The 26433-nt window shown below is 73.6% G+C and carries 26 protein-coding genes; 14 read left to right on the forward strand and 12 right to left on the reverse strand.

Annotation, left to right across the window (positions count from 1 at the left end; genetic code table 11):
- Positions 1-34 precede the first annotated feature (34 nt).
- Complete coding sequence (locus ACZ6S8_RS18155; protein WP_469456836.1) at positions 35-826, forward strand: SURF1 family protein; 792 nt, start codon at positions 35-37, stop codon at positions 824-826.
- Positions 827-860: 34 nt separating this feature from the next.
- On the opposite strand, the gene ACZ6S8_RS18160 is transcribed toward ACZ6S8_RS18155, so the two are convergent.
- The 7 genes from ACZ6S8_RS18160 to ACZ6S8_RS18190 form a co-directional block, all read right to left on the reverse strand.
- Positions 861-1976, reverse strand: a complete 1116-nt coding sequence (locus tag ACZ6S8_RS18160; protein ID WP_469456837.1) for a hypothetical protein — start codon at positions 1974-1976, stop codon at positions 861-863.
- Positions 1973-2776, reverse strand: coding sequence for a SigE family RNA polymerase sigma factor (locus tag ACZ6S8_RS18165; RefSeq protein WP_469456839.1), 804 nt, complete (start codon positions 2774-2776; stop codon positions 1973-1975). The genes ACZ6S8_RS18160 and ACZ6S8_RS18165 overlap by 4 nt, the downstream gene beginning before the upstream one ends.
- A gap of 171 nt (positions 2777-2947) precedes the next feature.
- Entirely contained in the window at positions 2948-4021 is a 1074-nt protein-coding gene (locus ACZ6S8_RS18170; RefSeq protein WP_469456840.1) for an aspartate-semialdehyde dehydrogenase, read from the reverse strand.
- The gene (locus tag ACZ6S8_RS18175) at positions 4018-5292 is read right to left on the reverse strand and encodes an aspartate kinase (RefSeq protein ID WP_386529612.1); all 1275 of its coding nucleotides are present in this window, start codon (positions 5290-5292) and stop codon (positions 4018-4020) included. The genes ACZ6S8_RS18170 and ACZ6S8_RS18175 overlap by 4 nt, the downstream gene beginning before the upstream one ends.
- Before the next feature lie 145 nt (positions 5293-5437).
- Positions 5438-6085, reverse strand: a complete 648-nt coding sequence (locus ACZ6S8_RS18180) for a DUF5063 domain-containing protein (protein WP_351274897.1) — start codon at positions 6083-6085, stop codon at positions 5438-5440.
- Complete coding sequence (recR, locus tag ACZ6S8_RS18185; protein ID WP_469456842.1) at positions 6078-6677, reverse strand: recombination mediator RecR; 600 nt, start codon at positions 6675-6677, stop codon at positions 6078-6080. Before recR ends, ACZ6S8_RS18180 begins: the two co-directional genes overlap by 8 nt.
- Before the next feature lie 50 nt (positions 6678-6727).
- Positions 6728-7072, reverse strand: coding sequence for a YbaB/EbfC family nucleoid-associated protein (locus ACZ6S8_RS18190; protein WP_267721137.1), 345 nt, complete (start codon positions 7070-7072; stop codon positions 6728-6730).
- 255 nt (positions 7073-7327) lie between these two features.
- Here ACZ6S8_RS18190 and ACZ6S8_RS18195 point away from each other — a divergent pair, with 255 nt between their 5' ends.
- Positions 7328-8074 (forward strand): SLATT domain-containing protein, encoded by a 747-nt coding sequence (locus ACZ6S8_RS18195; RefSeq protein ID WP_469456844.1) that lies wholly within the window; start codon positions 7328-7330, stop codon positions 8072-8074.
- 69 nt (positions 8075-8143) lie between these two features.
- Here ACZ6S8_RS18195 and ACZ6S8_RS18200 read toward each other — a convergent pair whose 3' ends face one another.
- The 3 genes from ACZ6S8_RS18200 to ACZ6S8_RS18210 form a co-directional block, all read right to left on the reverse strand.
- A complete protein-coding gene (locus tag ACZ6S8_RS18200) occupies positions 8144-8794 on the reverse strand; it encodes a hypothetical protein (RefSeq protein WP_383916521.1) in 651 nt (216 codons plus the stop codon).
- Between the two features lie 135 nt (positions 8795-8929).
- Positions 8930-9595: a GntR family transcriptional regulator gene (locus ACZ6S8_RS18205; protein WP_469456845.1), complete on the reverse strand. Its 666-nt coding sequence runs from the start codon at positions 9593-9595 to the stop codon at positions 8930-8932.
- A 97-nt stretch (positions 9596-9692) separates the two neighbouring features.
- Positions 9693-11060 carry an aminotransferase class III-fold pyridoxal phosphate-dependent enzyme gene (locus tag ACZ6S8_RS18210; protein WP_469456847.1) on the reverse strand — a complete coding sequence of 456 codons (1368 nt, stop codon included), beginning with the start codon at positions 11058-11060 and terminating at the stop codon, positions 9693-9695.
- A gap of 329 nt (positions 11061-11389) precedes the next feature.
- On the opposite strand from ACZ6S8_RS18210, the gene ACZ6S8_RS18215 reads away from it, so the two are divergent.
- The 4 genes from ACZ6S8_RS18215 to ACZ6S8_RS18230 all read left to right on the forward strand — a co-directional run bounded on the left by ACZ6S8_RS18215 (position 11390) and on the right by ACZ6S8_RS18230 (position 15236).
- Complete coding sequence (locus ACZ6S8_RS18215; RefSeq protein ID WP_469456848.1) at positions 11390-12019, forward strand: type 1 glutamine amidotransferase family protein; 630 nt, start codon at positions 11390-11392, stop codon at positions 12017-12019.
- Positions 12012-12530 (forward strand): MarR family winged helix-turn-helix transcriptional regulator, encoded by a 519-nt coding sequence (locus tag ACZ6S8_RS18220; protein WP_469456849.1) that lies wholly within the window; start codon positions 12012-12014, stop codon positions 12528-12530. The genes ACZ6S8_RS18215 and ACZ6S8_RS18220 overlap by 8 nt, the downstream gene beginning before the upstream one ends.
- 463 nt (positions 12531-12993) lie before the next feature.
- A complete protein-coding gene (locus tag ACZ6S8_RS18225) occupies positions 12994-14742 on the forward strand; it encodes a serine/threonine-protein kinase (protein ID WP_469456851.1) in 1749 nt (582 codons plus the stop codon).
- Positions 14743-14834: 92 nt separating this feature from the next.
- Positions 14835-15236, forward strand: coding sequence for a nuclear transport factor 2 family protein (locus ACZ6S8_RS18230; RefSeq protein ID WP_469456852.1), 402 nt, complete (start codon positions 14835-14837; stop codon positions 15234-15236).
- A 59-nt stretch (positions 15237-15295) separates the two neighbouring features.
- Here the strand turns inward: ACZ6S8_RS18230 and ACZ6S8_RS18235 are convergent, their stop codons facing one another.
- Positions 15296-15778: an HIT family protein gene (locus tag ACZ6S8_RS18235; protein WP_469456854.1), complete on the reverse strand. Its 483-nt coding sequence runs from the start codon at positions 15776-15778 to the stop codon at positions 15296-15298.
- Between the two features lie 347 nt (positions 15779-16125).
- On the opposite strand from ACZ6S8_RS18235, the gene ACZ6S8_RS18240 reads away from it, so the two are divergent.
- The 7 genes from ACZ6S8_RS18240 to ACZ6S8_RS18270 all read left to right on the forward strand — a co-directional run bounded on the left by ACZ6S8_RS18240 (position 16126) and on the right by ACZ6S8_RS18270 (position 23778).
- Positions 16126-17058 (forward strand): alpha/beta hydrolase, encoded by a 933-nt coding sequence (locus ACZ6S8_RS18240; RefSeq protein WP_469456855.1) that lies wholly within the window; start codon positions 16126-16128, stop codon positions 17056-17058.
- Entirely contained in the window at positions 17051-18274 is a 1224-nt protein-coding gene (locus tag ACZ6S8_RS18245) for an acyltransferase family protein (protein WP_469456857.1), read from the forward strand. The genes ACZ6S8_RS18240 and ACZ6S8_RS18245 overlap by 8 nt, the downstream gene beginning before the upstream one ends.
- Before the next feature lie 10 nt (positions 18275-18284).
- Positions 18285-19619, forward strand: a complete 1335-nt coding sequence (locus ACZ6S8_RS18250; RefSeq protein ID WP_469456859.1) for a sensor histidine kinase — start codon at positions 18285-18287, stop codon at positions 19617-19619.
- 5 nt (positions 19620-19624) lie between these two features.
- On the forward strand, positions 19625-20296 hold the full coding sequence (locus tag ACZ6S8_RS18255) for a response regulator (RefSeq protein WP_469456861.1): 672 nt from the start codon (positions 19625-19627) through the stop codon (positions 20294-20296).
- 98 nt (positions 20297-20394) lie between these two features.
- Positions 20395-21750: a sensor histidine kinase gene (locus ACZ6S8_RS18260; protein WP_469456863.1), complete on the forward strand. Its 1356-nt coding sequence runs from the start codon at positions 20395-20397 to the stop codon at positions 21748-21750.
- Complete coding sequence (locus tag ACZ6S8_RS18265) at positions 21747-22406, forward strand: response regulator (protein WP_469456864.1); 660 nt, start codon at positions 21747-21749, stop codon at positions 22404-22406. The genes ACZ6S8_RS18260 and ACZ6S8_RS18265 overlap by 4 nt, the downstream gene beginning before the upstream one ends.
- A 148-nt stretch (positions 22407-22554) precedes the next feature.
- Positions 22555-23778, forward strand: a complete 1224-nt coding sequence (locus tag ACZ6S8_RS18270) for a cytochrome P450 (RefSeq protein WP_469456866.1) — start codon at positions 22555-22557, stop codon at positions 23776-23778.
- Between the two features lie 136 nt (positions 23779-23914).
- Here the strand turns inward: ACZ6S8_RS18270 and ACZ6S8_RS18275 are convergent, their stop codons facing one another.
- Positions 23915-24802, reverse strand: coding sequence for a diacylglycerol kinase family protein (locus tag ACZ6S8_RS18275; protein ID WP_469456998.1), 888 nt, complete (start codon positions 24800-24802; stop codon positions 23915-23917).
- Between the two features lie 184 nt (positions 24803-24986).
- Here ACZ6S8_RS18275 and ACZ6S8_RS18280 point away from each other — a divergent pair, with 184 nt between their 5' ends.
- A complete protein-coding gene (locus tag ACZ6S8_RS18280; protein ID WP_386531906.1) occupies positions 24987-26270 on the forward strand; it encodes an adenylosuccinate synthase in 1284 nt (427 codons plus the stop codon).
- Positions 26271-26433 lie beyond the last annotated feature (163 nt).

Genomic DNA, 26433 nt, shown 5'->3' on the forward strand with positions numbered 1-26433 from the left:
ACGGAACCGGTCGCACCCCCCGTACGGTGGTGGGGTGCACCGGTTTCTCCTGACCCCGCGCTGGTGGGGGATCAACGTCTTCGTCGTGCTCGGCGTCCCCTTCTGCCTGTTCATGGGGACCTGGCAGCTCGGCCGGTTCGAGGACCGCGTCGACACCCACCGGGAGGCGACCGCCGAGCGGCCCGCCGACCTGGCCGCCGCCCCGCTGGCCTCGCTGCTCCCGGTGGACAAGAAGACGTCCGGGCAGCCGGCCTCCGTCTCCGGGGAGTACGCGGAGCAGCTGCTGGTTCCCGAGCGGACGCTCGACGGGAAGTCCGGCTTCTACGTGCTGACCCTGCTGAAGACCGATGCCGGCAAGGCCGTCCCCGTGGTCCGGGGCTGGCTGCCGGGCACCGCGGACCCGGCGGTCGCGCCGGCCGCGCCGGCCGGGCGGGTCGACGTCACCGGGGCGCTGCAGCCCCCGGAGAACTCCCGCACGAAGGGCGTCCACTCCGAGGGCGGGCTGCCCGCCGGACAGCTCGGGGTGATCGGCGCCGCGTCGCTGGCCAACCTGGTCCCGTACGACCTGTACGACGCGTGGCTGACGGTGCAGACCCCGGCGGACGGCATGCTGCCGGTGCCGCCGCAGGCCCCGAACGACACCGGGCTCGATCTGAAGGCCTTCCAGAACCTCGGCTACACCGGCGAGTGGTTCGTCTTCGCCGCCTTCGTGCTGTTCATGTGGTTCCGCCTCTACCGCCGCGAGATCGAGACCCTCCGCGACGCCGAGGCCGGCCTCCTCCCGGCGGAGGAGACGGCCGCCGAGGCCGCCCCGCAGCGCGCCTGACGCCGCGGACCGTTCCCCGGTGCCGCCCGCGCCGCTACGGCGCCGGCGCGTCCAGCGGGATCGCGCCCGTCCGGTACAGCGTGCCCCCGCAGGCCTCGGGGATCGTGGTCTGCGTGGTCGGCGAACCCGCCGCCGGGGTGTGCGCGACCGCGACCCCGGCCGGCTCCGGGGCCGGCGGGCCCGTCTGCGGGTCCGCGCCCGCGGCGGCGCCCCCCGTACCGTCCGCGCCGCCCGGGGAGCCGGCGGCGGCGTCCCCGGAGTCGCCCTGCGGCGGTTTGGGGCCCGCCGGGGTGGTCGCCGCGCAGGGCTCCCCCGAGGGGACCCAGGCGAAGCGCACCTCGTAGGCCGTGTTCGGCTGGAGCACGAGCAGCGGCGGCTCCGACGACGGGTCGGGCAGCAGCCCGCTCGCCGGATCCCCCGCGGTGTGGCCGACGACGGCGGTGCCCGTTCCCGTACCGGACGCGGCGGCGGCCGCCGTCACCGTGTCCGCGCCGGAGACGATGCAGCCCCGCACCGACACGTTGGTCACCTTGAAGCTGCCGTACACCTTGCCGTCGGCCCCGGGGGTGCGGGCCGAGCCCACCACCCCCAGCTGGTCGGCGCCGCACCGGGCGACCCCCTGGGCGGCCGGCGGCTGGGGCCCGGTGACCGGGACCTGCCCGTCCCGGCCGAGGGAGGAGCCGGACGGCGTGCCGGCGCCCGAGGGTCCCGCGGAGGCCCCGGTCCCGCCGGTCGGCGCACCGGCGGCGGCGCGGTCCGGTTCCCCGGTGGTGCCGCCCGCGTCGGGCGCGCCCGCGGAGACGGTGGCCCGGGGGTGGGTGCCGGCGCCGTTCTGGTGCGGGTCGGAGGAACCGGTGCCCCCGGTGGCTCCGGCCCGCTCGCCGTGCCCGGCCACCGCCGACCGGTCGGCGGCCGTGCTGCCGCCGCCGCTCAGGTGCACGGCGGCGGGGATCCCGGCGCCGGCCAGCAGCGCGGCCGCGGCGGCGCCCACGACGGCCCGGCGCCTGCGGGTCCGGCGCGCGGGGACCGCGTACCGCAGCCGCTCCAGCGCGCCCTCGGAGGGCTCCAGGCCCCCGACGGCTCCGTGCAGCAGGCCCCGCAGCGCCTGTTCCTCGCTCGCCCCGCCCAGCGGGGTGTGGTCGTCCGTCATGACTGCGCAGCCTCCATCGCCACCCGCAGCGCGGCAATCCCCCGCGATCCGTACGCCTTCACCGAACCGATCGATATCCCGAGCGTCTCGGCGACCTGGGCCTCCGTCATGTCCGCGAAGTAGCGCAGCACCAGCACCTCGCGCTGGCGGCGCTGGAGTCCCCGCATGGACTTGATCAGGTCGTCCCGCTCCAGCTGGTCGTACGCGCCCTCCTCGGCGCTCGCCATGTCCGGCATCGGCTTCGACAGGAGCTTGAGGCCGAGGATGCGGCGGCGCAGCGCGGACCGGGACAGGTTGACGACGGTCTGGCGCAGGTAGGCCAGCGTCTTCTCCCGGTCACGGACCCGGTTGCGGGCCGAGTGCACGCGGATGAACGCCTCCTGGACGACGTCCTCGCAGGAGGCGGTGTCGTCGAGGAGCAGCGCGGCCAGGCCGAGGAGCGAGCGGTAGTGCGCCTGGTAGGTCGCGGTGAGGTGGTCGACGGTGGTGCCCGCCACCACCGGCGCCGCCTCGGCGGCGCTCCCGGCCGCGGCGGCCGGCCCGCCGTCCCGGGCGGTCGCGTCGCCGTCCCGGGCCGCCGCCTCGCCGTCGTCCGCCGTCGCTCCGGCGCCGTCGCGCGGCGCGGGCACGCGCCCGCCCAGGTCCGGCGCGGGAGCCCGTACGGACGCCTCGGAAGGCCCCGTCGGCGGGACGGGGACGATCACGGGAAAACCGCCGCCGGGCGTACGGGAACTCCGGCGCGGCGGAAGGATCCCGGTGCGCGCCGGCAGGACGGCCAGGTCGAGAAGTGCCTCTGCCACGCCTGTAGGACGCGCGTCCTCCCGTGAGGGTTGTACGCGCCGGGCAACCTCACCCGCAACATCCCCATTGCCCTCATGCGTTCCCGCTCTTCCCGATTGCCCCGGTTCTATCGAGACGGCAGTCGGGCCATCACCTTGATCAAGGGATCAGCACCGATCCTACAAAGCGAATTACGCAAATTCACCCGCGATCAGTTCCGCGATTTGCGTGGCATTCAGGGCGGCGCCCTTGCGCAGATTGTCGGCGCACACGAAGAACTCCAGCGCGTGCGGGTCGTCGAGCGACACCCGCACCCGCCCCGCCCAGGCCGGGTCGGTCCCCGCGGCGTCCGCGGGGGTGGGGAACTCGCCCGCCGCCGGATCGTCCACGAGCACCACGCCGGGGGCGGCGTCCAGGATCTCCCGGGCGTGCGCGGCGTCCACCGGGTTCTCGAACCGGGCCCGCACGGTCAGCGAGTGCCCGGCCACCACCGGCACCTGCACGCAGGTCACCGACACCTGGAGCCGCTCCAGGTCCAGGATCCGGCGCGTCTCGGCCCGTACGGCCAGTTCGTGCGAGGACCAGCCGTCCTCGCACAACTCCCCCGACCAGGGAACGACGTTGAGGGCGAGCGGCGCCGCGAACGGGCCGGTGTCCTCGCCCACGGCCCGGCGCACGTCGCCGGGCTGCTCCCCCAGCGAGGTGCCGGCGACCAGCGAGAGCTGGCGGCGCAGCGCCTCGGAGCCGGCCCGGCCGGCGGCGCCCGCGGCCTGGTACGAGGAGACGGCCAGCTCGGTCAGCCCGTACTCGGCGTGCAGCGCGCCGAGGGCCGCGCTCATCGCGGCGGTCACGCAGTCGGGGCCCGCGACGATCCCGCGCGGCCGGATCCGGGCGGCGCGGGCGTTGACCTCGGGCACCACCAGCGGCACCTCGGGGTCGGCGCGGAACGCGGCGGACTGGTCCACGACGACGGCGCCGCGCGCGGTGACGACGGGCGCCCACCGGGCCGAGACCGCGGCGGGAGTGAGGAAGACCACGACGTCGCCGGCACCGAGGCCGTGGAAGGCGTCCTCGGTGAGGGCGAGCACCTCGGTCCGTTCCGCGCGGACGGTCAGCGTGCGGCCGGCCGAGCGGGCGGAGGCGATCAGGCGTATGTCGCCCCAGACGTCCGCCCGCTGGGACAGGATCCCGAGCAGGACGGAACCGACCGCTCCGGTCGCTCCGACCACGGCGAGCGCCGGGCCGGAGGACCGGGGCGGGGTCATCGTCCGGTGCCTCCGTAGACGACGGCCTCGTCGTTGTCGGAGTCGAGGCCGAAGGCCGTGTGCACGGCGCGGACGGCCTCGTTGACGTCGTCCTGGCGGGTCACGACCGAGATGCGGATCTCCGAGGTGGAGATCAGCTCGATGTTCACGCCGGCGTCGGACAGGGCCTGGAAGAAGGAGGCGGTGACGCCCGGGTTCGTCTTCATGCCGGCGCCGACGAGGGAGATCTTGCCGATCTGGTCGTCGTAGCGCAGGGAGTCGAAGCCGATCCGGTCCTTGGCCTTCTCCAGGGCGTCGATGGCCTTGTGGCCCTCGGCCTTGGGGAGCGTGAAGGAGATGTCGGTGAGGCCCGTCGAGGCCGCCGACACGTTCTGCACGATCATGTCGATGTTGATCTCGGCGTCCGCGATGGCGCGGAAGATCGCCGCGGCCTCGCCCGGCTTGTCCGGGACGCCGACGACCGTGATCTTGGCTTCGGAGACGTCGTGCGCGACTCCGGAGATGATGGCGTGCTCCACCTGCGCGTCCCCTTGCGGATTCTCGTTGCTGACCCAGGTGCCCGGCAGTCCCGAGAAGGACGAACGGACGTGGATCGGGATGTCGTAGCGGCGTGCGTACTCGACGCAGCGGTGCAGCAGCACCTTGGACCCGGAGGCCGCGAGCTCCAGCATGTCCTCGGAGGAGATCCAGTCGATCTTCCGGGCCTTCTTCACGACGCGGGGGTCCGCGGTGAAGACGCCGTCGACGTCGGTGTAGATCTCGCAGACCTCGGCGTCCAGCGCGGCGGCGAGCGCCACGGCGGTGGTGTCCGAGCCGCCCCGGCCGAGGGTGGTGATGTCCTTGGAGTCCGCGGACACGCCCTGGAAGCCGGCGACGATGGCGATGTTGCCCTCGTCCAGCGCGGTGCGGATACGGCCCGGCGTGACATCGATGATGCGCGCTTTGTTGTGGACCGAGTCGGTGATCACGCCTGCCTGGCTGCCGGTGAACGACTGGGCCTCGTGGCCCAGGTTCTTGATCGCCATGGCCAGCAGGGCCATGGAGATCCGCTCTCCGGCGGTCAACAGCATGTCGAACTCTCGTCCGGCAGGCATCGGGGACACCTGCTCGGCGAGATCGATCAGCTCGTCCGTCGTGTCGCCCATCGCGGAAACCACGACGACCACCTGGTGGCCGTTCTTCTTGGCGTCCACGATCCGCTTGGCGACACGCTTGATGCCTTCGGCATCGGCTACGGAGGAGCCTCCGTACTTCTGCACGACAAGGCCCACGTGCGCTCCTCGCTCAATCCGTCTCATTGCTGGTGCAGTCTAACGAGCGGCCGCGATCCGACCGCTTCGTACCACATCATGAGACGAAAAGATCAGCCGAGAAGTTCCCGCGCCGGAGCATCCGTGGGGACCGTCACCATGCCCCTCACCTGCGGCCGAGGCCTCCGAGCTCCTCCGCCATGACCACCCCGGCCTGCTCGGCCAGGTCGTCCTCGGCGAGGTCCTCGTCGGTGTCCAGCCCGTCCAGGGCCGCCAGCGGCTGGTCCAGGCGCACGTGCGCCACCAGGGACTGCAGGGCGCGCAGCGTCGCCGAGGCCGTCGGACCCCAGTTGGTGAAGTACGAGAACTGCCACCACCACAGCGCCTCGGTGATCCGCCCGGCCTGGTAGTGGATCAGCCCGTGGCGCAGGTCGGCCACCACGTCGGCCACGTCGTCGGAGATCCGGTGCGGGACCGGGGCCTTCCGCGGCTCGTAGGGGTCGAAGACCTCGGAGTAGACGTCGACCGGCTCCAGCATCACCGCGAAGCGCTCGCGCAGGTCGTCCACGTCCGGCTCCGGGCCCAGGTCGGGCTCGTAGCGCTCGTCGGGCAGCACGTCCTGGTACGCGCCCAGGCGGCCGCCCGCGAGCAGCAGCTGGGAGATCTCCAGCAGCAGGAACGGCACGGCGCGGTCCGGATCCTCGCCCTTGGCCACCTCGGTGACGGCGACGATGAACGAACCGATCTGGTCCGCGATCTGAACGGCGAAGTCGCCCGGATCGGGGCCCGCTGCGTGCAGGGTTGCGTCAGACATCGAGAAGTCGCCTTCCTTCAAAGGCCCGCCCGAGCGTGACCTCGTCCGCGTACTCCAGATCTCCCCCGACGGGGAGCCCGCTGGCCAGGCGGGTGACCTTGAGGCCCATGGGCTTGAGCATCCGGGCGAGGTAGGTGGCGGTCGCCTCGCCCTCCAGGTTCGGGTCGGTGGCGAGGATCAGCTCGGTCACCACCCCGTCCGCGAGGCGCGCCAGCAGCTCGCGGATGCGCAGGTCGTCCGGTCCGACGCCCTCGATCGGGCTGATCGCACCGCCAAGGACGTGGTACCGGCCCCGGAACTCGCGCGTCCGCTCGACCGCGACGACGTCCTTCGGCTCCTCCACGACACAGATGACCGTGACGTCGCGGCGCGGATCGCGGCAGATCCCGCACCGCTCCTCCTGCGCCACGTTCCCGCACACCCCGCAGAACCGGACCTTGTCCTTGACCTCCAGCAGCGTGTGCGCGAGGCGGCGGACGTCGGTGGGCTCGGCCTGCAGGATGTGGAAGGCGATCCGCTGCGCGCTCTTGGGCCCGACGCCGGGCAGCCTGCCCAGTTCGTCGATCAGGTCCTGGACCACGCCTTCGTACAACGGACTGCCTTCTTTCGTTTCGGTTTCCGCCGCGAGGCGGGTGCTGGGGACTAGAAGGGGAGGCCGGGGATGCCGCTGCCGCCGCCCAGGCCCTGGGCCAGGGGGCCCAGCGCCTGCTGCTGGAGCGCCTGGGCGTTTTCGTTGGCGGCCTGGACCGCCGCGACGACCAGGTCGGCGAGGGTCTCGGTGTCCGCCGGGTCCACGGCCTTCGGGTCGATCACCAGCGCGCGCAGCTCACCGGAACCGGTGACCGTCGCCCGGACCAGACCGCCGCCGGCCTGGCCCTCGACCTCGGTGCGCGCCAGTTCTTCCTGGGCCGCGGCGAGGTCCTGCTGCATCTTCTGGGCCTGCTGGAGCAGCTGCTGCATGTCGGGCTGGCCACCACCGGGAATCACAGGTCATTCACTCCGTACCGTCGGGACGCTTGGTCAATCCGAGCCTACGTGCTCCCCGGGCGCGGCGCCCTACGCCGTGAGGACCAACTCTTTCGAGTGAGGTACGAGGCGTGCGCGTACCTGCTGGGGACCTCCCTGCGGGCGGAAATCGCGGGAATCGTCGTCCACTGCCCGTCATTCGAAGGTAGGAAGAGCATGCGCATCATTGCGCACACGCGCACCACCAGTCGTCAGCGCAGGCAGAGGGAGTGCCGGGTGAGCCAGCCGGAGATGCAGCCCGATGGGCCACCCCGGGATCCCCGGGAGGAGGTCGACGGGCCGGTGGCGGCCGGAGACCTGATCGGCCGGCCGTTCCCCCTCGGGGACTGGGGCGAGCCCGCGGAGCGGCTCGACGAGCTGTACCGGCGGGTCGAGGCGGACGCGCTGCGCACCGCCGAGTGGTACCTCGCCGACCGGGCCTGGAAGCGCCTGGGCGCGCGGGTGCTGCGCGGGAGCGCGGCCGTGGGCGCCGTCACGGGCGCCGCGCTGCCGCTGCTGGACCTCACGGGCTCGGTGCCCGGCGCGGCCTCGTACGGGTACCTGGCGCTGCTGCTGGGCGCGGCCGCGCTGGCCTGCGACCGGTTCTTCGGGCTGACGTCCGGGTGGATGCGGAACGTGGCGACCGCGCAGGCGGTGCAGCGGCGGCTCCAGACGCTCCAGTTCGACTGGGCCTCGGAGAACGTCCGGGAGGTGCTCGGGCCCACCGAGGGCACGGCGAGCGAGGCCGCCGAGCGCTGCCTGACCGTGCTGCGGCGGTTCTCCGAGGACATCACCGAGCTGGTGCGCTCCGAGACGGCGGACTGGATGGTGGAGTTCCGGGCGGGCCCGGCGCCCCTGGTCATGCAGTGCCTGGGCGCCTCCGGGGGCCGCGTGGAGGCGGGCATCCCGCCGGCCCGGTTCCCGCTGCCGCCCGGCACCCGCCCGAACATGCCGCGTCAGCGCCCGCCGGAGCAGCCGAGGTAGCCGTCCGGCGGGGCGGCGCCGCGGTCCCGGGGATCGGAATCGGAGTCCGGGTCCGGGTCCGGGTCCGGGTCAGCTGAAGATGATCATCGACCCCTGGCCGAGGCTGCGGGTCGCGGCCGCGTGCAGCCCGAGCCAGACGTGGCGCTCCCGGGCGAAGGGGCTGTCGTCGTACGGGATCGGCCCCGCGGGCTCCTCCAGCGAGGTCGGACGGCCGGGCGGCGCGGGCGGCGCGGGCGGGTTCGCCGGGTCTATCCCGATCGCCGGAGCCACGAACACCAGCTCCCGCAGCAGGCCCTGCGCGGACCCCAGCGGCCCTCCCCCGGCGAGCAGCTCCTCGTTCGCCAGCGGCGCCGCGAAGTCCACCGGGACGTAGGCCCCGGCGTGGTCGTAGTGCCAGACCAGGTGGGACTGCTGGGCCGTCGGCTCGAACATCTCCAGCAGCTGCTCGTAGTCCCCGCCCAGCTCGTCCACCGGGGTCACCGGCAGTCCGCAGAGCTGGAGGAGGTACGCCCGCCGCAGGAAGTGCAGGGCGTCGTAGTCGAAGCCGGCGACCGGGGCGACGTCCCCGCTCAGACCCGGCATGTAGGAGAAGACGGGCACGGACGGCAGCCCGGCCTCGCCCAGCGCCTTGTCGTACGAGGCGATCTCCTCCGCGAAGGGGTTGTCGGGGCTGTGGCACAGCACGTCGACAAGGGGGACCAGCCAGAGGTCACAGGCCACGCGGGCTCCGATCAGTCGTTGCCGCCGATCGGCCAAGCGTAGTGCGCCGGACACCCTCCGCGAAGGGGTGCGCAGAACCCCGTCGGCGTCCGGCGCGTTCCGCACCGCGTGCGGACCGGCGCCGCGACCCGCCCGCTACAGCCCCGCGGCCCAGTCCAGCCCGTGCCGGTTGTAGTCGAGGACCAGACTGCGCACGGCCTCGGCGTCCGCGAGGGTCACGGCGTCCACCAGCTCCCCGTGCCGGTCCCAGAGGGCCGCCCGGAGCTGCGGCTCGCGCTGGAGGTGCGGAACGGCGAAGACCCAGCACTGGACCCGGATGCGGTGCAGGAACTCGGAGATGTAGGTGTTGCCGACCAGCCCGCTCAGCTCCCGCCAGAAGCGCAGGTCGTAGCCGATCAGCACTTCGAGCGAACCGCTCTGCGCGGCCCGCCGCGCCTCCTCGGCCCGGCGGCGCACCGACACCAGCATCTCGCCGGAACCGGGCGCGGTGCCGCGCTCGGCGAGCCGGCGGAATATCCCGTCCACGATCAGCGTGCGGGCCTCGATCATCCCGCGGAAGTCGTCGACGGAGTAGGCGCGGACCCGGAACCCCCGGTGCTGGACCAGTTCGAGCAGCCCCTGCGCGGAGAGGTCCACGAGGGCCTCGCGCACCGGGGTGGCCGAGACCTCGTACTGCTCGGCGATCTGCTTGACGGTGAACTCGGTCCCCGGCGGCAGGCGTCCCGCAAGGACCTCGTCCCGCAGCGCGTCCGCGATCTGCTGGCGAAGGGTGTTGCGGGTGACAGCTCCGCTGCCTGGCATAGGGGTCCGTTTCCTCAGTGAGAACTTCGGACACCTTAGGCCAGGCAGCGCGGCCGAAACCGAGCGGTCGAGGATCGTTATGCGGATTTAGGGCCCGTTATGCGGACGCCCTCGTGGTGTGCCGGTCCGCCACCGTCAGCGCCTCGTCGAGCAGGGCGAGACCCTCCTTGGCCTCGGCCTCGGAGATGGTGCACGGGGGGACCACGTGCGTCCGGTTCATGTTGACGAAGGGCCACAGGCCGGACGCCTTGCAGGCGGCCGCGAACTCGGCCATGGGGGCGTTGTCGGTCCCGGCCGCGTTGTAGGGGACGAGCGGCTCGCGCGTCTCCTTGTCCCGTACGAGTTCCAGCGCCCAGAAGGTGCCCAGTCCCCGGACCTCCCCGACCGACGGGTGCCGCTCGGCGATCTCGGCGAGCGCCGGGCCGATCACGTTCTCCCCGAGGTGGGCGGCGTGCGCGACGATCCCCTCGTCCGCCATCGCGTTGATGGTGGCGACGGCGGCGGCGCAGGCGAGGGGGTGGCCGGAGTACGTCAGCCCGCCCGGGTAGGGGCGGCGGGCGAAGGTCTCGGCGATGGCGGCGGAGATGGCGACGCCGCCGAGCGGTACGTACCCGCTGTTCACGCCCTTGGCGAAGGTGATCAGGTCGGGGGTGACGCCCCAGTGGTCGGCGGCGAACCACGCGCCGGTCCGGCCGAAGCCGGACATGACCTCGTCGAGGATGAACACGATGCCGTGGCGGTCGCAGAGCTCGCGCACGCCCGCGAGGTAGCCGGCGGGCGGGGTCATGATCCCGGCGGTGCCGGGGACGCTCTCCAGGATGATCGCCGCGATGGTCTGCGGCCCCTCGAAGGCGATCGTGTCGGCGAGGTGGGCGAGGGCGCGCGCGCACTCCTCGGCCTCGGTGGTGGCGTGGAACGCGGAGCGGTAGAGGTACGGGCCCCAGAAGTGCACGACGCCGGCGGCGGCGGTGTCGGAGGGCCAGCGGCGCGGGTCGCCGGTCAGGTTGATCGCGGCGGCGGTGGCCCCGTGGTAGGAGCGGTAGGTGGACATCACCTTCTGCCGGCCGGTGTGCAGCCGGGCCATGCGGACGGCGTTCTCCACGGCCTCGGCGCCGCCGTTGGTGAAGAAGATCTTGTCGAGGTCGCCGGGGGTCCGCTCGGCGATGAGGCGTGCGGCCTCGGAGCGGACGTCGACGGCGAATCCGGGGGCCAGGGTGCAGAGGCGGGCGGCCTGTTCCTGGACGGCGGCGACGACCTTGGGGTGCTGGTGGCCGATGTTCGTGTTGACCAGCTGGGAGGAGAAGTCGAGGAAGCGCTTCCCGTCGTAGTCCCAGAAGTACGAGCCCTCGGCCCCGGCTACGGCGAGGGGGTCGATCAGGGCCTGGGCGGACCAGGAGTGAAAGACGTGCTTCCGGTCGGCGTCCTTCACGGCGGCAAGGGTGTGCGGGGTGGCATGAGGGGTCATGGCGCCACGCTAGAAGTGCGCAGGTGGGGAGCGATATCGGCGGACTGTATGGGGGCGGGGGGCCGGTCTCGGCAGTCTGTCTGCGCGGGGGCGCTGCGGGGGCGTTGGCGGGGGGCGCCCGGAGGGATGCCCGGGGGCTCTTGCGGCGGCCCGGCGGGCGGCCTTCGACGAGCTTTCGACGGCGGCTTTCGCGGTGCGTCCGGCCGGGTGTGCGATTGACAGCATGCTGCCTTTATGACAGTCTATTGTCATAGCAAGTCGGTGGTGGAAACGAGGCCGAACGTCGGGCCCCGGAGCCGTCACCGGAATCGATGTTGGAGGCGAGCACCATGAGCGAGACCCCCCGCAAGCCCGTCCACCTCGCGGTCTACGACACGTACGCGGACTGGGAGACCGGCTACACCACCGCGCACCTGACCCAGCGCGGCCACCAGGTCCGTACGGTCGGCACGGCCGCCGGGGAGCCGGTCACCACCATGGGCGGTGTTCGCATCCAGCCTGACCTGGCCCTGGCGGACCTGCGACCGGAGGACTCGGCGCTGCTGATCCTCACCGGCGCGGAGCTCTGGGACTCGGGCGAGGAACTGGCGCCGTTCGCGGCGAAGGCCCGTGAGTTCCTGGCCGCCGGAGTGCCGGTCGCGGCGATCTGCGGGGCCACCGCCGGACTCGCCCGCGAGGGCCTGCTGGACGGCCGGACCCACACGAGCGCGGTCTCCTTCTACCTGGCGGAGCAGCCGGGCTACGGCGGCGCGGACCACTACGTCGACGCCGACGCGGTCACGGACGGCGACCTGATCACGGCGGGTCCGACGGACCCGGTGGCCTTCGCGCGCGAGGTCTTCTCCCGGCTCGACGTCTACGAGCCGGACGTCCTGGACGCCTGGTACCGCCTCTTCCGCGACTCGGACGCGAGCGCCTACCCGGTGCTGATGGCGGCAGCGGCGGCCGGCAATGCCTGACCTGGCGACGAGTGCGCCGGCCGGCACCGGCGCGGCCGCGGGCATACCGGGCCGGACCGACCGCGGCCGGCAGGACCTGCTGAGCAGCACCGCACTGGAGGTGTTCCGGCTGAACGGCCAGTTCCTCGCCCTCTCGGAGGAACTGGCCCGGCCGGCCGGGCTGACGGCCGCCTGGTGGCAGGTGCTGGGGGCTGTGCTGCGGGAGCCGCTGCCCGTCTCGGGGATAGCCCGGACCATGGGCATCACCCGGCAGAGCGTCCAGCGCATCGCCGACCTGCTGGCGGACAAGGGACTCGCGGAGTACGCCCCGAACCCGGCCCACCGCAGGGCGAAACTGCTCCGCCCGACGGAAGCCGGGCGCGCGGCGATCGCGCGCATCGCCCCGGGCCACGCCGCCCTGGCGAACCGGCTGGCGGACGCGCTGGGCGACGACGCGTTCGCGGAAACGGTACGCGTCCTGGAACGCCTGACGGCAGCCATGGACACCCTCCCGGACCCCACCCACCCCTGACGCCGAGACCACCCCCGGCGCCGGCGGGGCCACCCCCGGCGCCCCCGGGGGCCATCCCAGGCGCCACCGGGGCCACTCCAGCCTCGCCGGAGCCACCCCAGCCTCGCCGGAGCCACCCCAGCCTCGCCGGGGCCGGCCATCCCAGCCTCGCCGGCGTTTGAGGCGCGGGGCTTGAGGCGCGGGACATCCGGCGCCACCCCAGCCTCGCCGGCGTTTGAGGCGCGGGTCCGGGCAGAGCCCGGCGGCCCCGGCGCGCAGCCCGGTACTGTCCCTCACCTCCACCCCACCCCGCCCCGCCCCGCCCGGCGCCAAGGACCCGGCCCCGCCCCCACGGGCCCGGGCAGAGCCCGGCGGCGGGCCCGCGGCGGCAGCCCGCCGGGACCACGCATTCCGGCCCCCCGGCGGAGCCACCCGCACTAGGCTCGGATCCACGGCCAGTCCGAGGGGGAGGGGCCACCCGGCCATGGAACAACTGCACCCGCACGACCCGCACCGCATCGGCCCGTACCGCCTGCTGTCCCGCCTCGGCGCCGGCGGCATGGGCCAGGTCTACCTGGCCCGTTCCGACCGCGGCCGCACCGTCGCCGTCAAGCTCGTGCACCCCGAGCTCGCCGCCCGCGAGGAGTTCCGGATCCGGTTCCGCCAGGAGGTCGCCGCCGCGCGCCGCGTCGGCGGCGAGTGGACGGCCCCGGTGCTCGACGCCGACACCGAGGCCCCGACCCCCTGGTTCGCCACCGGCTACATCGCCGGGCCCAGCCTCCGCCAGGCCGTCGCCCGCGACTTCGGCCCGCTGCCGGAGCGTTCCGTACGGATCCTGGCCGCGGGCCTCGCGTACGCCCTCCAGGACATCCACCGCGCCGGGCTCATCCACCGCGACCTGAAGCCCTCGAACGTCCTGCTCACCCTCGACGGCCCCCGCGTCATCGACTTCGGCATCGCCCGCGCCCCCGCCGAGCCCGACGCCGGTCTGACCCGGACCGGCGAACTCATCGGCTCCCCCGGGTTCATGGCCCCCGAGCAGATCAACGGCGTTCCGGTCACCGCCGCCTGCGACGTCTTCTGCCTCGGCGCGGTCCTCGCGTACGCCGCCACCGGCCGGCTCCCGTTCGGCGACAGCGAGCAGCCCGGCGGCATGGCCGCGCTGCTGCTGCGCATCACCGAGGCCGAGCCGGACCTGACCGGTGTTCCGGCCGCGCTGCACGCCCTCGTAAGGGACTGCCTGCGCCGGGATCCCGCCGGGCGGCCGGCGCCCGCCGAGGTGCTGGCCAGGGTCGGCGCCGGCGACACCGTGGCCGACGGGAGGGCCCTGGAGCCCTGGCTTCCGGGCCCGTTGGTGGCCCAGCTCGGGCGGCACGCCGTACAGCTCCTGGACCGTGAGGACGCCGGCCCGGACCGCGCGGAGCCCGTGGCCGCGGCCCCGTACGCGCCGGAGCACCGGCCGGAGCACCGGCCGCAGCACCAGCCGCCGTACGGGCCGGCGCACCAGCCCGGCTACGGGCCCCCCTACCCGGCCGCCGCCGCGCCGCGGTACCCGTCGGGGCCAGGGCCCTCGGCGCCGCCGCCCCCTCCCCCGGCGCACCCGTCGACGCTGCCGACCCGCTTCGGCCCCTCGGCGCTGCCGGCCGCGCACCCCGCGTACGGACCGGGCCGGGCGGAGCCGCCCCCGCGGTCCCGGACCGCGTCCACCGCCTTCCTCGTCGCCATCGCCGGGGTCGTCGCGATCGCGGCGGGCGGCACCGTGTACGCCGTAATGAGCGGCGGCCAGGACGTGGCGCCGCCCCGAAGCAGCACCCGTACGCCCGTCGTCAGCGCCCCCTCGGCCCCCTCGGCCCCCTCGGCCCCGGCGCCGTCCGCCCCCGTCGGCGCGGCGGGCGCGTCCGGGACGGCCGCCGACCGCCTTCCCGAGGCGTACCTCGGCACTTGGCGCGCCGCCAACGGCACCCAGGCGTGGCGGCTCACCCTCGGTCCCGGGTCGGTCGGCGACACCGTGATGTCCCTCTCCGTCCAGGACCCCGCTTTCGCCTGCTCCTGGGAGGCGTCCCTGCGCACCGCCGCCGACCCGGTGGAGCTGGACGCCTCGGCCGTCACCTCCGGCGACCCCGTCACCTGCGCGCCCGGCGGGTGGAGCCGCTTGCTGCTGCTGCCCGACGGGACCCTGCAGCGGGAGCTCGTCGCCAGCGACGCCCCTCCGCTGACGTACCGGAAACAGTGAGGCGACGGGCGCGCCCACCGGATTGTGTCGATGTCAATAAGCCTGCAAGCAGAGCTTGTTACGTATGACGGCTGCGTCGGACACTGCCGCACATGGAGCCGTTGAACGTAGTGGCACAACTGTGGGAGCGGATCGAGGCACGCGACTGGGACGGGGTGGCCAAGCTCATCGCCGAGGACGCGGTCATCGAATGGCCCGTGAGCGGTGAGCGCATCGTGGGGCGTGCCAACTTCGTCGCCGTGAACAGCGACGACGGCTACTCGGACGAGAGATCGGTGGAACTGCTGCGCATCCTGGCGGACGGGGACCTCGTCGTCACTGAGGTCGAGATACCTCAGGACCACGTCGTCTACCGCGCCGTCTCCCTGTGGACCGTGCGGGACGGGGAGATCGTGGGGGCGCGGGAGTACTGGACCAGCCCCGGCCAGGACCCCGCGCCGCGCTGGCGGGCGGGATACGTGGAACCCCTCGTGGAACCCCTCGTGGCGGACTGATCCGCGACTCCGCCGGGGCGGATCCCGTCAGGCGGGTGCCTTCGAGCGGCGGACTGCCGTCAGGCGGCCGCGAGCCGGTCCAGTTCCTCCCCGATCGCCGTGCGCAGGCCGTCGTGGCGGGGGGCCAGGGCGTGTTCCGCGCCGCGCCAGTACGCCTCCTGGTCGTACCGCCAGACCGGCATCCGGACGAGGTCGGCGGGCTCCCAGTCGTAGCGGGGCCAAACGTGGGCGTGCAGGTACGGGTCGGTGTTGCCCAGGATCTCGATGTTCACGCGGCGGAAGGCCGGGTCGAGGCGGCGGCAGGCCAGTTCGACGGCCTCGGCGAGCCGCTCCATGTCGGAGAGGTACACGGTCCTGCGCGCCCGGGGCAGGTCGGAGAGCCGGGTCACGGCGGGGTCGTCGGTCAGCAGTACCGAGTACCCGGGCAGGAACTGGCGGTCGCCGATCACGGCGAAGCCGGCGTCGAGACGGCGCAGGACGGTGGGGTTCTCCCCCCGGTGAGCGCTGCCGATGCGGTCGTGGCGCCATGCGGTATCGATCATGACGGGACCCTACTGAACGGCGTGTATCGGGCCGGTCAGCACCTCACCTCACCTCTCGCGTAACCCCTGTCATACCTGAGAGCCACGTACGAACACGGCTCCGCAGCGGGACGCGAACCACGGGTCTGGATTTCTACCTTCGGAATCAGATGAGGGGCGGGGACGGCTCTTCCGGATCGAAGGAACAGACGATGGCGGGGACGGGGACGGGGACGGGGACGAAGGCCGGGGCCGGGACTGGGGCGGGTGCCAGTGCCGGGGCCGGGATGGTGGGCGGTACGGCGACGGCGGGTGCTTCTGGGGATGCACCGCTTGGCGGGCGGGTTCGCGGACGGCTGCGGCGTACGGTGCTGGCCGCGCTGGTCGCCTCCGCCGTCGCGATACCCGTGTCCGCCGCCGCCTCCCCCGACGTGCCCGCGCCGCCGCCCGTGGCGTTCACGGAGGGCGCCACCGCCGAAGTGCGGTACGCCGCGAACCTCGCCAACCTCGCCGAGGCGGCCGGTGCGGCGCGGGGTGCCGGCCGTACCGGCCGGGCGGCGAAGCTCCACGCCATGGAGGCGGGCGGTACGGCCCGGTTCCTCGCCTTCGACGGCCGGGGGAAAGGGCGCGCCGTCGAGGTGTTCGGGACGCTGAAGGGCGCCGACCGCGTCGCCGTGCTCGTGCCCGGATCGGACACCACGCTCGACACCTACCAGCGGTTCCGTGCCGGGGCCGTCGCCCTCCAGCAGCGCCTCGCCGCCGAGCACCCGCGCTCGGCCGTGGTCGCCTGGCTCGGGTACGGCCCTCCCGGCACGGTCAGCACCACCGTCCTCACCACCGACCGGGCGGACGCGGCCGCGGCCGAACTGGGCCCCTTCCTGGACGGGTTGCGGGGGCTGTCGGGACCGGGGGCGCGGCTCTCCCTGCTGTGCCACTCCTACGGTTCCGTGGTCTGCGCCCGGACCGCCACCGGGCCGGCGGTCACCGACGTGGCCCTGTTCGGCAGCCCGGGCACGGGGGCGCGTTCCGCCCGCGAGCTGCCGACCGGGGCCCGGATCTGGGCGGGCCGGGGCAGCGGTGACTGGATAGGCAGCGTTCCGCACGCGCGGTTCGGGGGGATCGGCTTCGGTGCCGACCCGGTGGATCCGGCCTTCGGTGCCCGGGCCTTCGACGCCGGTTCCGCCGGGCACAGCGACTACCTCAAGCCCGGCACCGAGTCCCTGGACAGCCTGGCCGCCATCGTCCTCGGCACCGGCACCGGCACCGGCGTGGGTGCGGGTGCGGGGGTGCCCCGTGCGTAGGCTCCGCTCGCGCTGGTCCGTCCTGGCGGACCGCGTCGACGGCGCCACCCCGGCCGGGCGGGACCGGGCCGTGGACGCGCTGCGGGCCCTGGCGATCGGCGGCGTGGTGCTAGGCCACTGGCTCGTCACCGCCCTGACCACCGCCGACGGCGGCCTGAGCGGCACGAGTCCGCTGGCGTACATGCCCTGGCTCGCACCGGTGTCCTGGGTGTTGCAGACCCTCGCCGTCTTCTTCCTCGTCGGCGGCCACGTCGCGGCGACCGGGTACGCGTCGGCCCGGGCGCGGGGGGTCCCGTACGGCACGTGGGCCGGGCAGCGGCTGGGCCGGCTGTTCCGTCCGGTGGCCGTGCTGCTCGTCTTGTGGACCGTGGCCGCGGGCGGGATGCTGCTCGGCGGAGTCGCCCTGGACACCGTGCGGACGCTGGTCCGGCTGGTGCTGTCACCGCTGTGGTTCCTGCTGGTCTTCGCCGCGCTGACCGCCGCGACTCCGCTGGTGGCGCGGCTCAGCCCGCTCTGGCCGGCGGCCGTGGTGGCGGGCGTCGACGTCTGGCGGTTCGGGTTCGGCGGGCCCGAGGCCCTCGGCTGGATCAACGTGGCCGTGGGCTGGCTGGTCCCCTACGCCCTGGGCGCCGCGTGGGCGCGGGGGGCGTTCGCCCGGCGCGGGCCGGCGCTGCTCCTGCTCGTCGGCGCAACGGCCGCGACCGCCTCGCTGGTCCTCTGGGCCGGGTACCCGGCGTCCATGGTGGGCGTCCCCGGCGCCGCCGTCTCGAACCTGAACCCGCCGACCCTCGCCGCCGTGGCCTTCGGACTGGCCCAGTGCGGTCTGGCGCTGCTGGTCCGCGAGCCGCTGGCCCGGGCCATGGCCCGGCCGAGGGCCTGGGCGAAGGTGGCCCTGGTGAACCTCTCGGCCATGACGGTCTTCCTCTGGCACCAGACCGCCATGATGGCCGTCACCGCCGTCGGGCTGCTGGCCCCGGCCGATCTGCGCGGGCTGCACACGGTGCCCGGCTCGGTGGGCTGGATAGCCGCCCGGCTGCTGTGGCTGCCGGTGTTCGCCGCCGCGCTCGCGGTGTGCTGGGCCGCGTTCCGTGCGTACGAACGGCCCGCGCGGCCCCGGCCGCCCGGGAGCGCGCCGGTGGACAGCGCCCGAACGGTGGCCGCGCGGCTGACGGCCGTTGCTTGTCCGGCTCCCGTCAAGGAGGCGACCCGTGCCTAGGGTGACCCCTGTGACCCATCAGCTGCGGACCCCGGCCGAACCACCGCACCGCGCCCCGGCCTTGGGGGACACCACCTGGCGGGCGGCGGTGCGGGAGCTGTTCACGCTGCGCCGGGACCCGCTCCCCCCGATGTCGCGGCCGCGCTGGCTGGCCCGGCTGCCGCACGTGGTCGTCATGATCGCGGCCGGATTCTTCGGCCTCCTCACCGCGACGCAGCTGTTCGACCCGTACCAGGTCAGCGGCGATCTCGCGTTCTTCCAGGCGGTCCTGACCGGTCTGTCCATCGGGCTGGCCCTGTACCGTCCGATCGCCGCCTGGTGGCTCGGACTGGTCGCCGCCGCCCTGATCGCCTGGACGATTCCCCTCCCCCTCTCGCCGGAGGCGACCTGGCCCTGGACGCCCGGCGGGCTGTTCGCCTTCGCGCCGCTGGTCCTGCTGGTCGCCCTCCGGGTTCCGCCCAGGGTCACCATCGTGGTCGTCGGCGTCTCGCTCGGCTACACCGCCCTGGCCGAGGCGCTGTTCAAGCCGGAGCACAGCCAGAGCACCATCGTGGGCGCCGCCGTCGTCTTCGGCTTCTCGGGCCTCCTCGGCTACGCCCTGCGCGCACTGCGGCTGGCCCGCGGGGAACTCGTCGAGCAGGAGACCCTGACCGAGGAGGAACGCGCCCGGCGGACCCTGCTGGAGGAACGCAGCCGGATCGCCCGCGAACTCCACGACGTGGTCGCGCACCACATGTCGGTGATCTCCATCCAGGCCCAGGTCGCGCCGCACCTCGTGGAGAACCCGTCCGAGGAACTGAAGGAGAACCTGGCCGGCATCCGGGAGAACGCCCTGGAGGCCCTGACGGAGCTGCGCCGGGTGCTGGGCGTACTGCGCTCCGAGGACCCGGAGGATCCCGCGAACCCGCACCATCCGCAGCCGACCCTCGCCGAGCTGGACGGCCTCGTCGACAACGTGCGGGGCGCCGGGCTGGAGGTCACCACCGAGATCGCGGGGGTGCGCCGGCCGCTCACCCCGGGCGTCGAGCTCACCGCGTACCGGATCGTGCAGGAGGCCCTGAGCAACTGCCTGCGCCACGCTCCCGGCTCGCAGGTCGAGGTCGGCATCGCCTACGGGCCGCACGAACTGCACCTGTGCATCGCGAACACCGCGCCGACGCGGCCCGCCCCGTCCTCCCCGGGCGCGGGACACGGCCTGTTGGGCATGCGGGAGCGCGCGGGCATGCTGGGGGGCGAGCTGGCCGCCGGGCTGCGCCCCGACGGCGGGTACGAGGTGAGCGCCGTGCTCCCGATGGACCCGCGGCACCCGACCGGTGGATCCGCCCCTGACACGAAGAAGGACTGACCCCCATGACCAGCCCCATCAAGGTGATGATCGCCGACGACCAGATGATGGTCCGGCAGGGGTTCACCGTGCTGCTCAACGCCCAGCCCGACATCGAGGTGGTCGGCCAGGCCGTGGACGGCGCCGACGCCGTGGCCCGGGTCGCCGAGCTGTCGCCGGACGTCGTGCTGATGGACATCCGCATGCCGGGCATGGGCGGCATCGAGGCGACGTCCGTCATCACCTCCGTCCCGGGTGCCTCCGTGAAGGTGCTGGTCCTCACCACCTTCGACCTCGACGAGTACGTGTACGAGGCACTGCGGGCCGGCGCTTCCGGGTTCCTGCTCAAGGACGCCTCGGCGGACCAGCTGGCCGAGGCGGTGCGCGTGGTGGCGGCCGGCGAGGCGCTGCTGTCTCCGAACATCACGAAGCGGCTGATCACGGAGTTCTCCCGGCTGGGGGCGCCCCGCGCTCCCTCGCGCGCGCGGATCGACGAACTGACCGAGCGGGAGACCGAGGTGCTCACGCTGATCGCCCAGGGTCTGTCGAACGCGGAGATCGCCGCGCACCTGGTCCTGGCCGAGCAGACGGTGAAGACCCACGTGGGCCGCATCCTCGTGAAGCTCGGCCTGCGGGACCGGACCCAGGCCGCCGTCTTCGCGTACGAGACGGGTCTGATCCGCCCGACGGGGTACTGACGGGGTACTGACGGACCCGGGTAGTACTTGAGAGGGACCCCGGGATATCCCCATCAGCGGCGACGCGGACGATGCGGGCGGCGACCTACGGTGGGTGCATGACCGAGACGACCGCCGGGGGGACACCCCGGACGCCCGAGTTCCGCATGGCCGCGGGGGTGCTGGCGACCCTGCGCCAGGACATGCTCACCGATGCCTTCGCCTACCGGCCGCTCCCGCTGATGACGGCCCCGGGGTTCTTCATGCGGCGGATGCCCGCGGCGATACGCAGGCACGCGCCCTGGGGGCAGTACGCGGCGGTGACGGCGCTGGCCGCCTTCACCGTGATCTTCACGGCGGGCTCCCAGCAGACGTTCCTCGGCGACCTGGGCCGGCTCGCCGCGGGGCTCATCGCGGGGATTCCGATCCTGATGACGCTGGTACGGCCGGTGGGTGCGTGGTGGGCGGCCGTCGCAATGACGGCTGTCCTGGGCGTGCTCGGCGATTCGTGGAACTGGCCGTGGACCCCGGGCAGCTTCCTCTCCTACATCATCGTCCTGGTCCTGGTGACCCTGCGGACCGGGCCGCGGATCGCGGCCTGGATGTGGGCGCTGACCTTCGTCCTCGGCTTCGGGATCGCGTTGGTGTTCGGCACCCGGTCCGGGATGAACCTTCCGGAGATGGCGGTGACCTCCGCGATCGCGCTGGCGATCGCGAGCAGCGTCCAGATACGCCGGTACGCCACGGCTGAGGTGACCGCGCAGCAGGAGGTCACGGCCGTCGAGCGGGACAAGCGGACGCTGCTGGAGGAGCGGACCACGATCGCGCGCGAGCTGCACGACGTGGTGGCGCACCACATGTCGGTGGTGGCGATCCAGGCGGAGGCGGCGCCGTACCGGGTGAAGAACCCGCCGCCGGAGCTGGAGGCGGCGTTCGTCACGATCCGGGAGAACGCGGTGGCGGCCCTGACGGAGCTGCGGCGGGTGCTGGGCGTGGTGCGTTCCGCGGACTACGAGGCGCCCGACGCCCCCCAGCCGACGCTCGCCTCGCTGGACGGTCTGCTGGAAAACGTGCGGCAGGCCGGGCTGAGCGTGGACAAGACGATCACGGGCGCGGTCCGGGAGCTGCCGCAGGGCGTGGAGCTGTCGGCGTACCGGATCATCCAGGAGGCCCTGAGCAACACGCTGCGGCACGCGCCGGGTGCGCAGGCCGGGGTGGAGGTGTCGTACGTGCTCGGCGGCCTGGGGATACGCGTGGTCAACGAGGCGGCGACGGGGGACGTGCGCCCCTCGCCCGGGGCCGGGCACGGGATCACCGGGATGCGGGAGCGGGTGGCCATGCTGGAGGGCGAGATGACGGCGGGCGCGACGGCCGGCGGCGGGTACGAGGTGGCGGTGTTCATCCCGGTGCGCGGGCGCGGCGAGCAGGCGTCCGGGACCGTGTCCGGGACCGACTCCGGGCCGGGTGCGCCATGACGATCAGGGTGTTGATCGTCGACGACCAGATGATGGTCCGCGAGGGGTTCTCCGTGCTGTTGAACGCCATGGACGGCATCGAGGTGGTCGGGGAGGCCGTCGACGGCCGCGAGGCGATCGCACAGGTGGCGGCGCTGCGGCCGGACGTGGTGCTGATGGACATCCGGATGCCGCTGATGAACGGACTGGAGGCGACGCGGGAGATCGTGGCCGCCGACACGGACGCGAAGGTGCTGGTCCTGACGACCTTCGACCTCGACGAGTACGTGTACCAGGCGCTGCGGGCCGGGGCCTCCGGGTTCCTGCTCAAGGACGCCTCGGCCCGCCAGCTGGCCGACGGGGTGAGGGTGGTGGCGGCCGGGGAGGCGCTGTTGGCGCCGTCGGTGACCAAGCGGCTGATCGCGGAGTTCTCGAAACTCGCCGAGTCCCCGAGGCTCGCCGACCCGGCGGGCGTGGGGGAACTGACGGAGCGCGAGACGGAGGTGCTCGTACTGATCGCGCAGGGGCTCTCCAACGTCGAGATAGCGGACCGGCTGGTCGTCGCGGAGTCCACGATCAAGACCCATGTGAGCCGGATCCTGGTGAAGCTGGGTCTCCGCGACCGGACCCAGGCCGCGGTGTTCGCCTACGAGACCCGGCTGGTGCGCCCGAGCTAGACCGCCGGGGGCGCGGAGGGCGGGCCGATCGGCGGGGCAGGATCCAGGGGGTGTCGTCGAAGTCGTTTCGTACGCCCGGAGGGCGGGCCGTGCGTGCCGGACACCGCACGGCAGGAACGAGTTAGACGACACCCCCTAGGGTGCGGGGATGGGCTTTGATCCGTGGGACCCCGCGTTCGTCGCCGACCCGTACCCGGCCTACCGGGAGTTGCGGGAGCGGGGACGGGCCGTCTGGTACGAGCCGACCGGGCAGTGGCTCGTGCCGCACTACGCCGACGTGAGCGCGCTGCTGCGGGACCGGCGGCTGGGGCGGACCTACCTGCACCGGTTCTCGCACGAGGAGTTCGGCCGTACGGACCCGCCGCCGGAGCACGAGCCGTTCCACGTGCTCAACGGCAACGGCCTGCTGGACCTGGAGGACCCCGCGCACGCGCGGGTGCGCAGGCTGGTGGCGAAGGCCTTCACCCCGCGGACCGTGGAGCGGCTGGTGCCCGCCGTGCGGCGGCTCGCGGGAGAGCTGGTGGGGCAGTTGGTCGCGGACGGCGGCGGGGATCTGCTCACCGCCGTCGCCGAACCGCTGCCGGTGGCGGTCATCGCCGAGTTGCTCGGCATCCCGGAGGAGGACCGGGGTCTGCTGCGGCCCTGGTCGGCGGACATCTGCGGGATGTTCGAGCTGCGGCCGGACGAGGAGACGGCCCGGCGCGCGGTACGGGCCAGCGTGGAGTTCAGTGCGTACCTGCGGGCGCTGATCGCCGAGCGGCGCGCCCGCCCCGGGGAGGATTTGATCTCCGGCTTGATCGCCGCCCACGATGAGGACGGCCGCCTCAGCGAACAGGAGATGATCTCCACCTGCGTCCTCCTGCTGAACGCCGGCCACGAAGCGACCGTCAACACCACCGCGAACGGCTGGTGGACGCTGCTGCGGCACCCGGATCAGCTCGCGGAGCTCCGGGCGCATCCGCACCCCGAGGGCGCGACGTCCCCATACTTGTCCACAGCTGTGGATGAACTGATGCGGTTCGACACACCCCTGCAAATGTTCGAACGCTGGGTGCTCGACGACATCGAGATCGGTGACACCTTCATCCCCCGCGGGGCCGAGGTGGCGCTGCTCTTCGGTTCGGCCAACCGGGACCCCGCACGGTTCGCCGACCCCGACGCGCTGGACCTCGCGCGGGCCGACAATCCGCACCTGACCTTCGGCGCCGGAATCCACTACTGCCTCGGAGCACCCCTGGCGCGGCGGGAGCTGGAGGCCTCCTTCGGGGCGCTGCTGGCTCCCGGCGTCCCGCCCCTGCGGCTCGTGGAGGAGCCGCAGTGGCGGGACGGGTACGTCATCCGGGGGCTGGACCAGCTGATCGTCACGTTCTGACCGGCGCCCGCTCCCGGGCCGGCTCCCCTCCCGCCCCCCGGCCGGGCCCGGCCGAAGGCTCGCAGCCGGGCGGTCCCGGCCGCCGGGCCGCCGGGCCAGGCCCGGAACCGCCGGAGCCCCCGGCGCGCCCCCGCCGTCAGCGGGGCCCGGTGAGCGCCCAGGCCGCCGGGTGCAGGGTCCACGTACGGCGGCGCACCGGGCCCGCCACGGCCGCGTCGGCGCGGTAGCGGAAGTCGGGGCCCGACACCGTCACCGTCTTGGCCCGGGCCCGCACCTCCGCGGCCGGGCCCGCCCCCGCCACGCCGCCGGCCGTCCGCACCACGACCTCCGCGAGGCCGCCGTCGTCCCGCGTGGACACCGAGACCTCCGCCACCGGGCGGTCCACGTCCACCAGCACCACCCCGTCGGCCTCCACCCGCAGCCGGCGCGGCGCCGGGCCGCCGCCGCCCACCGGGCGGACCAGCGAGCGCACCAGCGACCGGTACGCGCTCCACACCGACGGCCCCGACCCCGACCCCGCCCCCCGGGCCGAGCCGGACCCGGCCCCGGACCCGGACGCCGCGCCGGACGCGCCCGCCCGCAGCGGCGGGATCCGAACCGCGCCCAGCACCACCCCGTCGCTGTCGTCGACCAGCAGGTCGCACATGCGCGCCGAACCGTCGAGCACCGCCCGCGCCGCCGTGACGGCCGACTGGGGCACGCCGAGCGACCGGGCCAGCCCCAGCGAGGCCGCCTGGCCCACCGGAATCAGCGAGAGAGTCTCTCCGGCCAGCGCCCGCTCACGGTGCAGCAGCCCGACCGCACGCACCAGCGCCCGGTCGTCGCCCACGATCACCGGCCGGCGATGACCCCGGCGGGCGAGGGCCCGCGCAAATTCCTCCTGCGAATCCGGGAGGCAGATTTTCGCCGCCGCTCCCGCTGACAACACATCCTTCGCGATCCGCACGGACTCGCCGTCAAGACGGCGGGCGACCGGGTCGACGAGCACCAGCAGGCCGCCTACCGGCGCGCCCGCATGGCTCATGGTGGGCTCTGGAGCCGACACCTCGGTCCTTCCTCGGGTAGCATCTTTGTGCAAGAGGCCCTTGCGCTATTGCGCCAGGGCCTTCGTCTATTCCGGGGTACCGGTCCGACGGCTCAGCCTGCGGTGTACATCGTCGTACGCCCCCTGACCTTGGACATGCCCCATCCGGAAGAGGTGTACGCCTGTGCCCGCTCTTGTGCTGCTCGGAGCTCAGTGGGGTGACGAGGGCAAGGGAAAGGCCACCGACCTGCTCGGTGGATCCGTTGACTATGTAGTGCGCTACCAGGGTGGCAACAATGCCGGCCACACGGTCGTCGTGGGCGACCAGAAGTACGCACTGCACCTTCTCCCCTCCGGCATCCTCTCTCCCGGATGCACCCCTGTCATCGGCAACGGCGTCGTCGTCGACCCGGCCGTCCTGCTCTCCGAGCTGCGCGGCCTGAACGAGCGCGGCATCGATACCTCCAAGCTGCTGATCAGCGGTAACGCGCACCTGATCACGCCGTACAACGTCACCCTCGACAAGGTCGGCGAGCGCTTCCTCGGCAAGCGCAAGATCGGTACGACCGGCCGCGGCATCGGCCCGACGTACGCGGACAAGATCAACCGCGTCGGCATCCGCGTCCAGGACCTGTACGACGAGTCCATCCTCACCCAGAAGGTGGAGGCGGCGCTCGAGGGCAAGAACCAGCTGCTCGCGAAGCTGTACAACCGCCGCGCGATCGAGGCGGAGGCGATCGTCGAGGAGATGCTCCAGTACGCGGAGCAGATCAAGGGCTACGTCGCCGACACCACCCTGATCCTCAACAACGCGCTCGACGAGAACAAGGTCGTGCTCTTCGAGGGCGGCCAGGGCACCCTGCTCGACGTCGACCACGGCACGTACCCCTTCGTCACCTCCTCGAACCCGACCGCCGGCGGCGCCTGCACCGGCACCGGCGTGGGCCCGACGAAGATCAGCCGCGTCATCGGCATCCTCAAGGCCTACACCACCCGCGTCGGCGCCGGCCCGTTCCCGACCGAGCTGTTCGACAAGGACGGCGAGGACCTGCGCCGCATCGGCGGCGAGCGCGGTGTGACCACCGGTCGCGACCGTCGCTGCGGCTGGTTCGACGCGCCGATCGCGCGCTACGCGACCCGCGTGAACGGCCTGACGGACTTCTTCCTCACCAAGCTGGACGTGCTGACCGGCTGGGAGCAGATCCCGGTGTGCGTCGCGTACGAGATCGACGGCAAGCGCGTCGAGGAGCTCCCGTACTCGCAGACCGACTTCCACCACGCGAAGCCGATCTACGAATACCTCCCCGGCTGGTCCGAGGACATCACCAAGGCCAAGACCTTCGAGGACCTCCCGGCGAACGCGCGGGCGTACGTCAAGGCCCTGGAGGAGATGTCGGGCGCCCCGATCTCCGCGATCGGCGTCGGCCCCGGCCGGACCGAGACGATCGAGATCAACTCGTTCCTGTAGCAGCCCCGGGCCCATCCGGCCCACCGGCTCACGGGCCCACCCGGAGGGGGGGGGGGGGGGGGGGGGGGGGGGGGGGGGGCGGGGGGCGCGGCGCGGGGGGGGGGGGGGGCCGCGCGCCCGCGCGCGGGCGGGGGGGGGGGCGCGCGGCCCCCGGGGGGGGCGG

This window comes from Streptomyces sp. NPDC048461 (assembly GCF_055587105.1).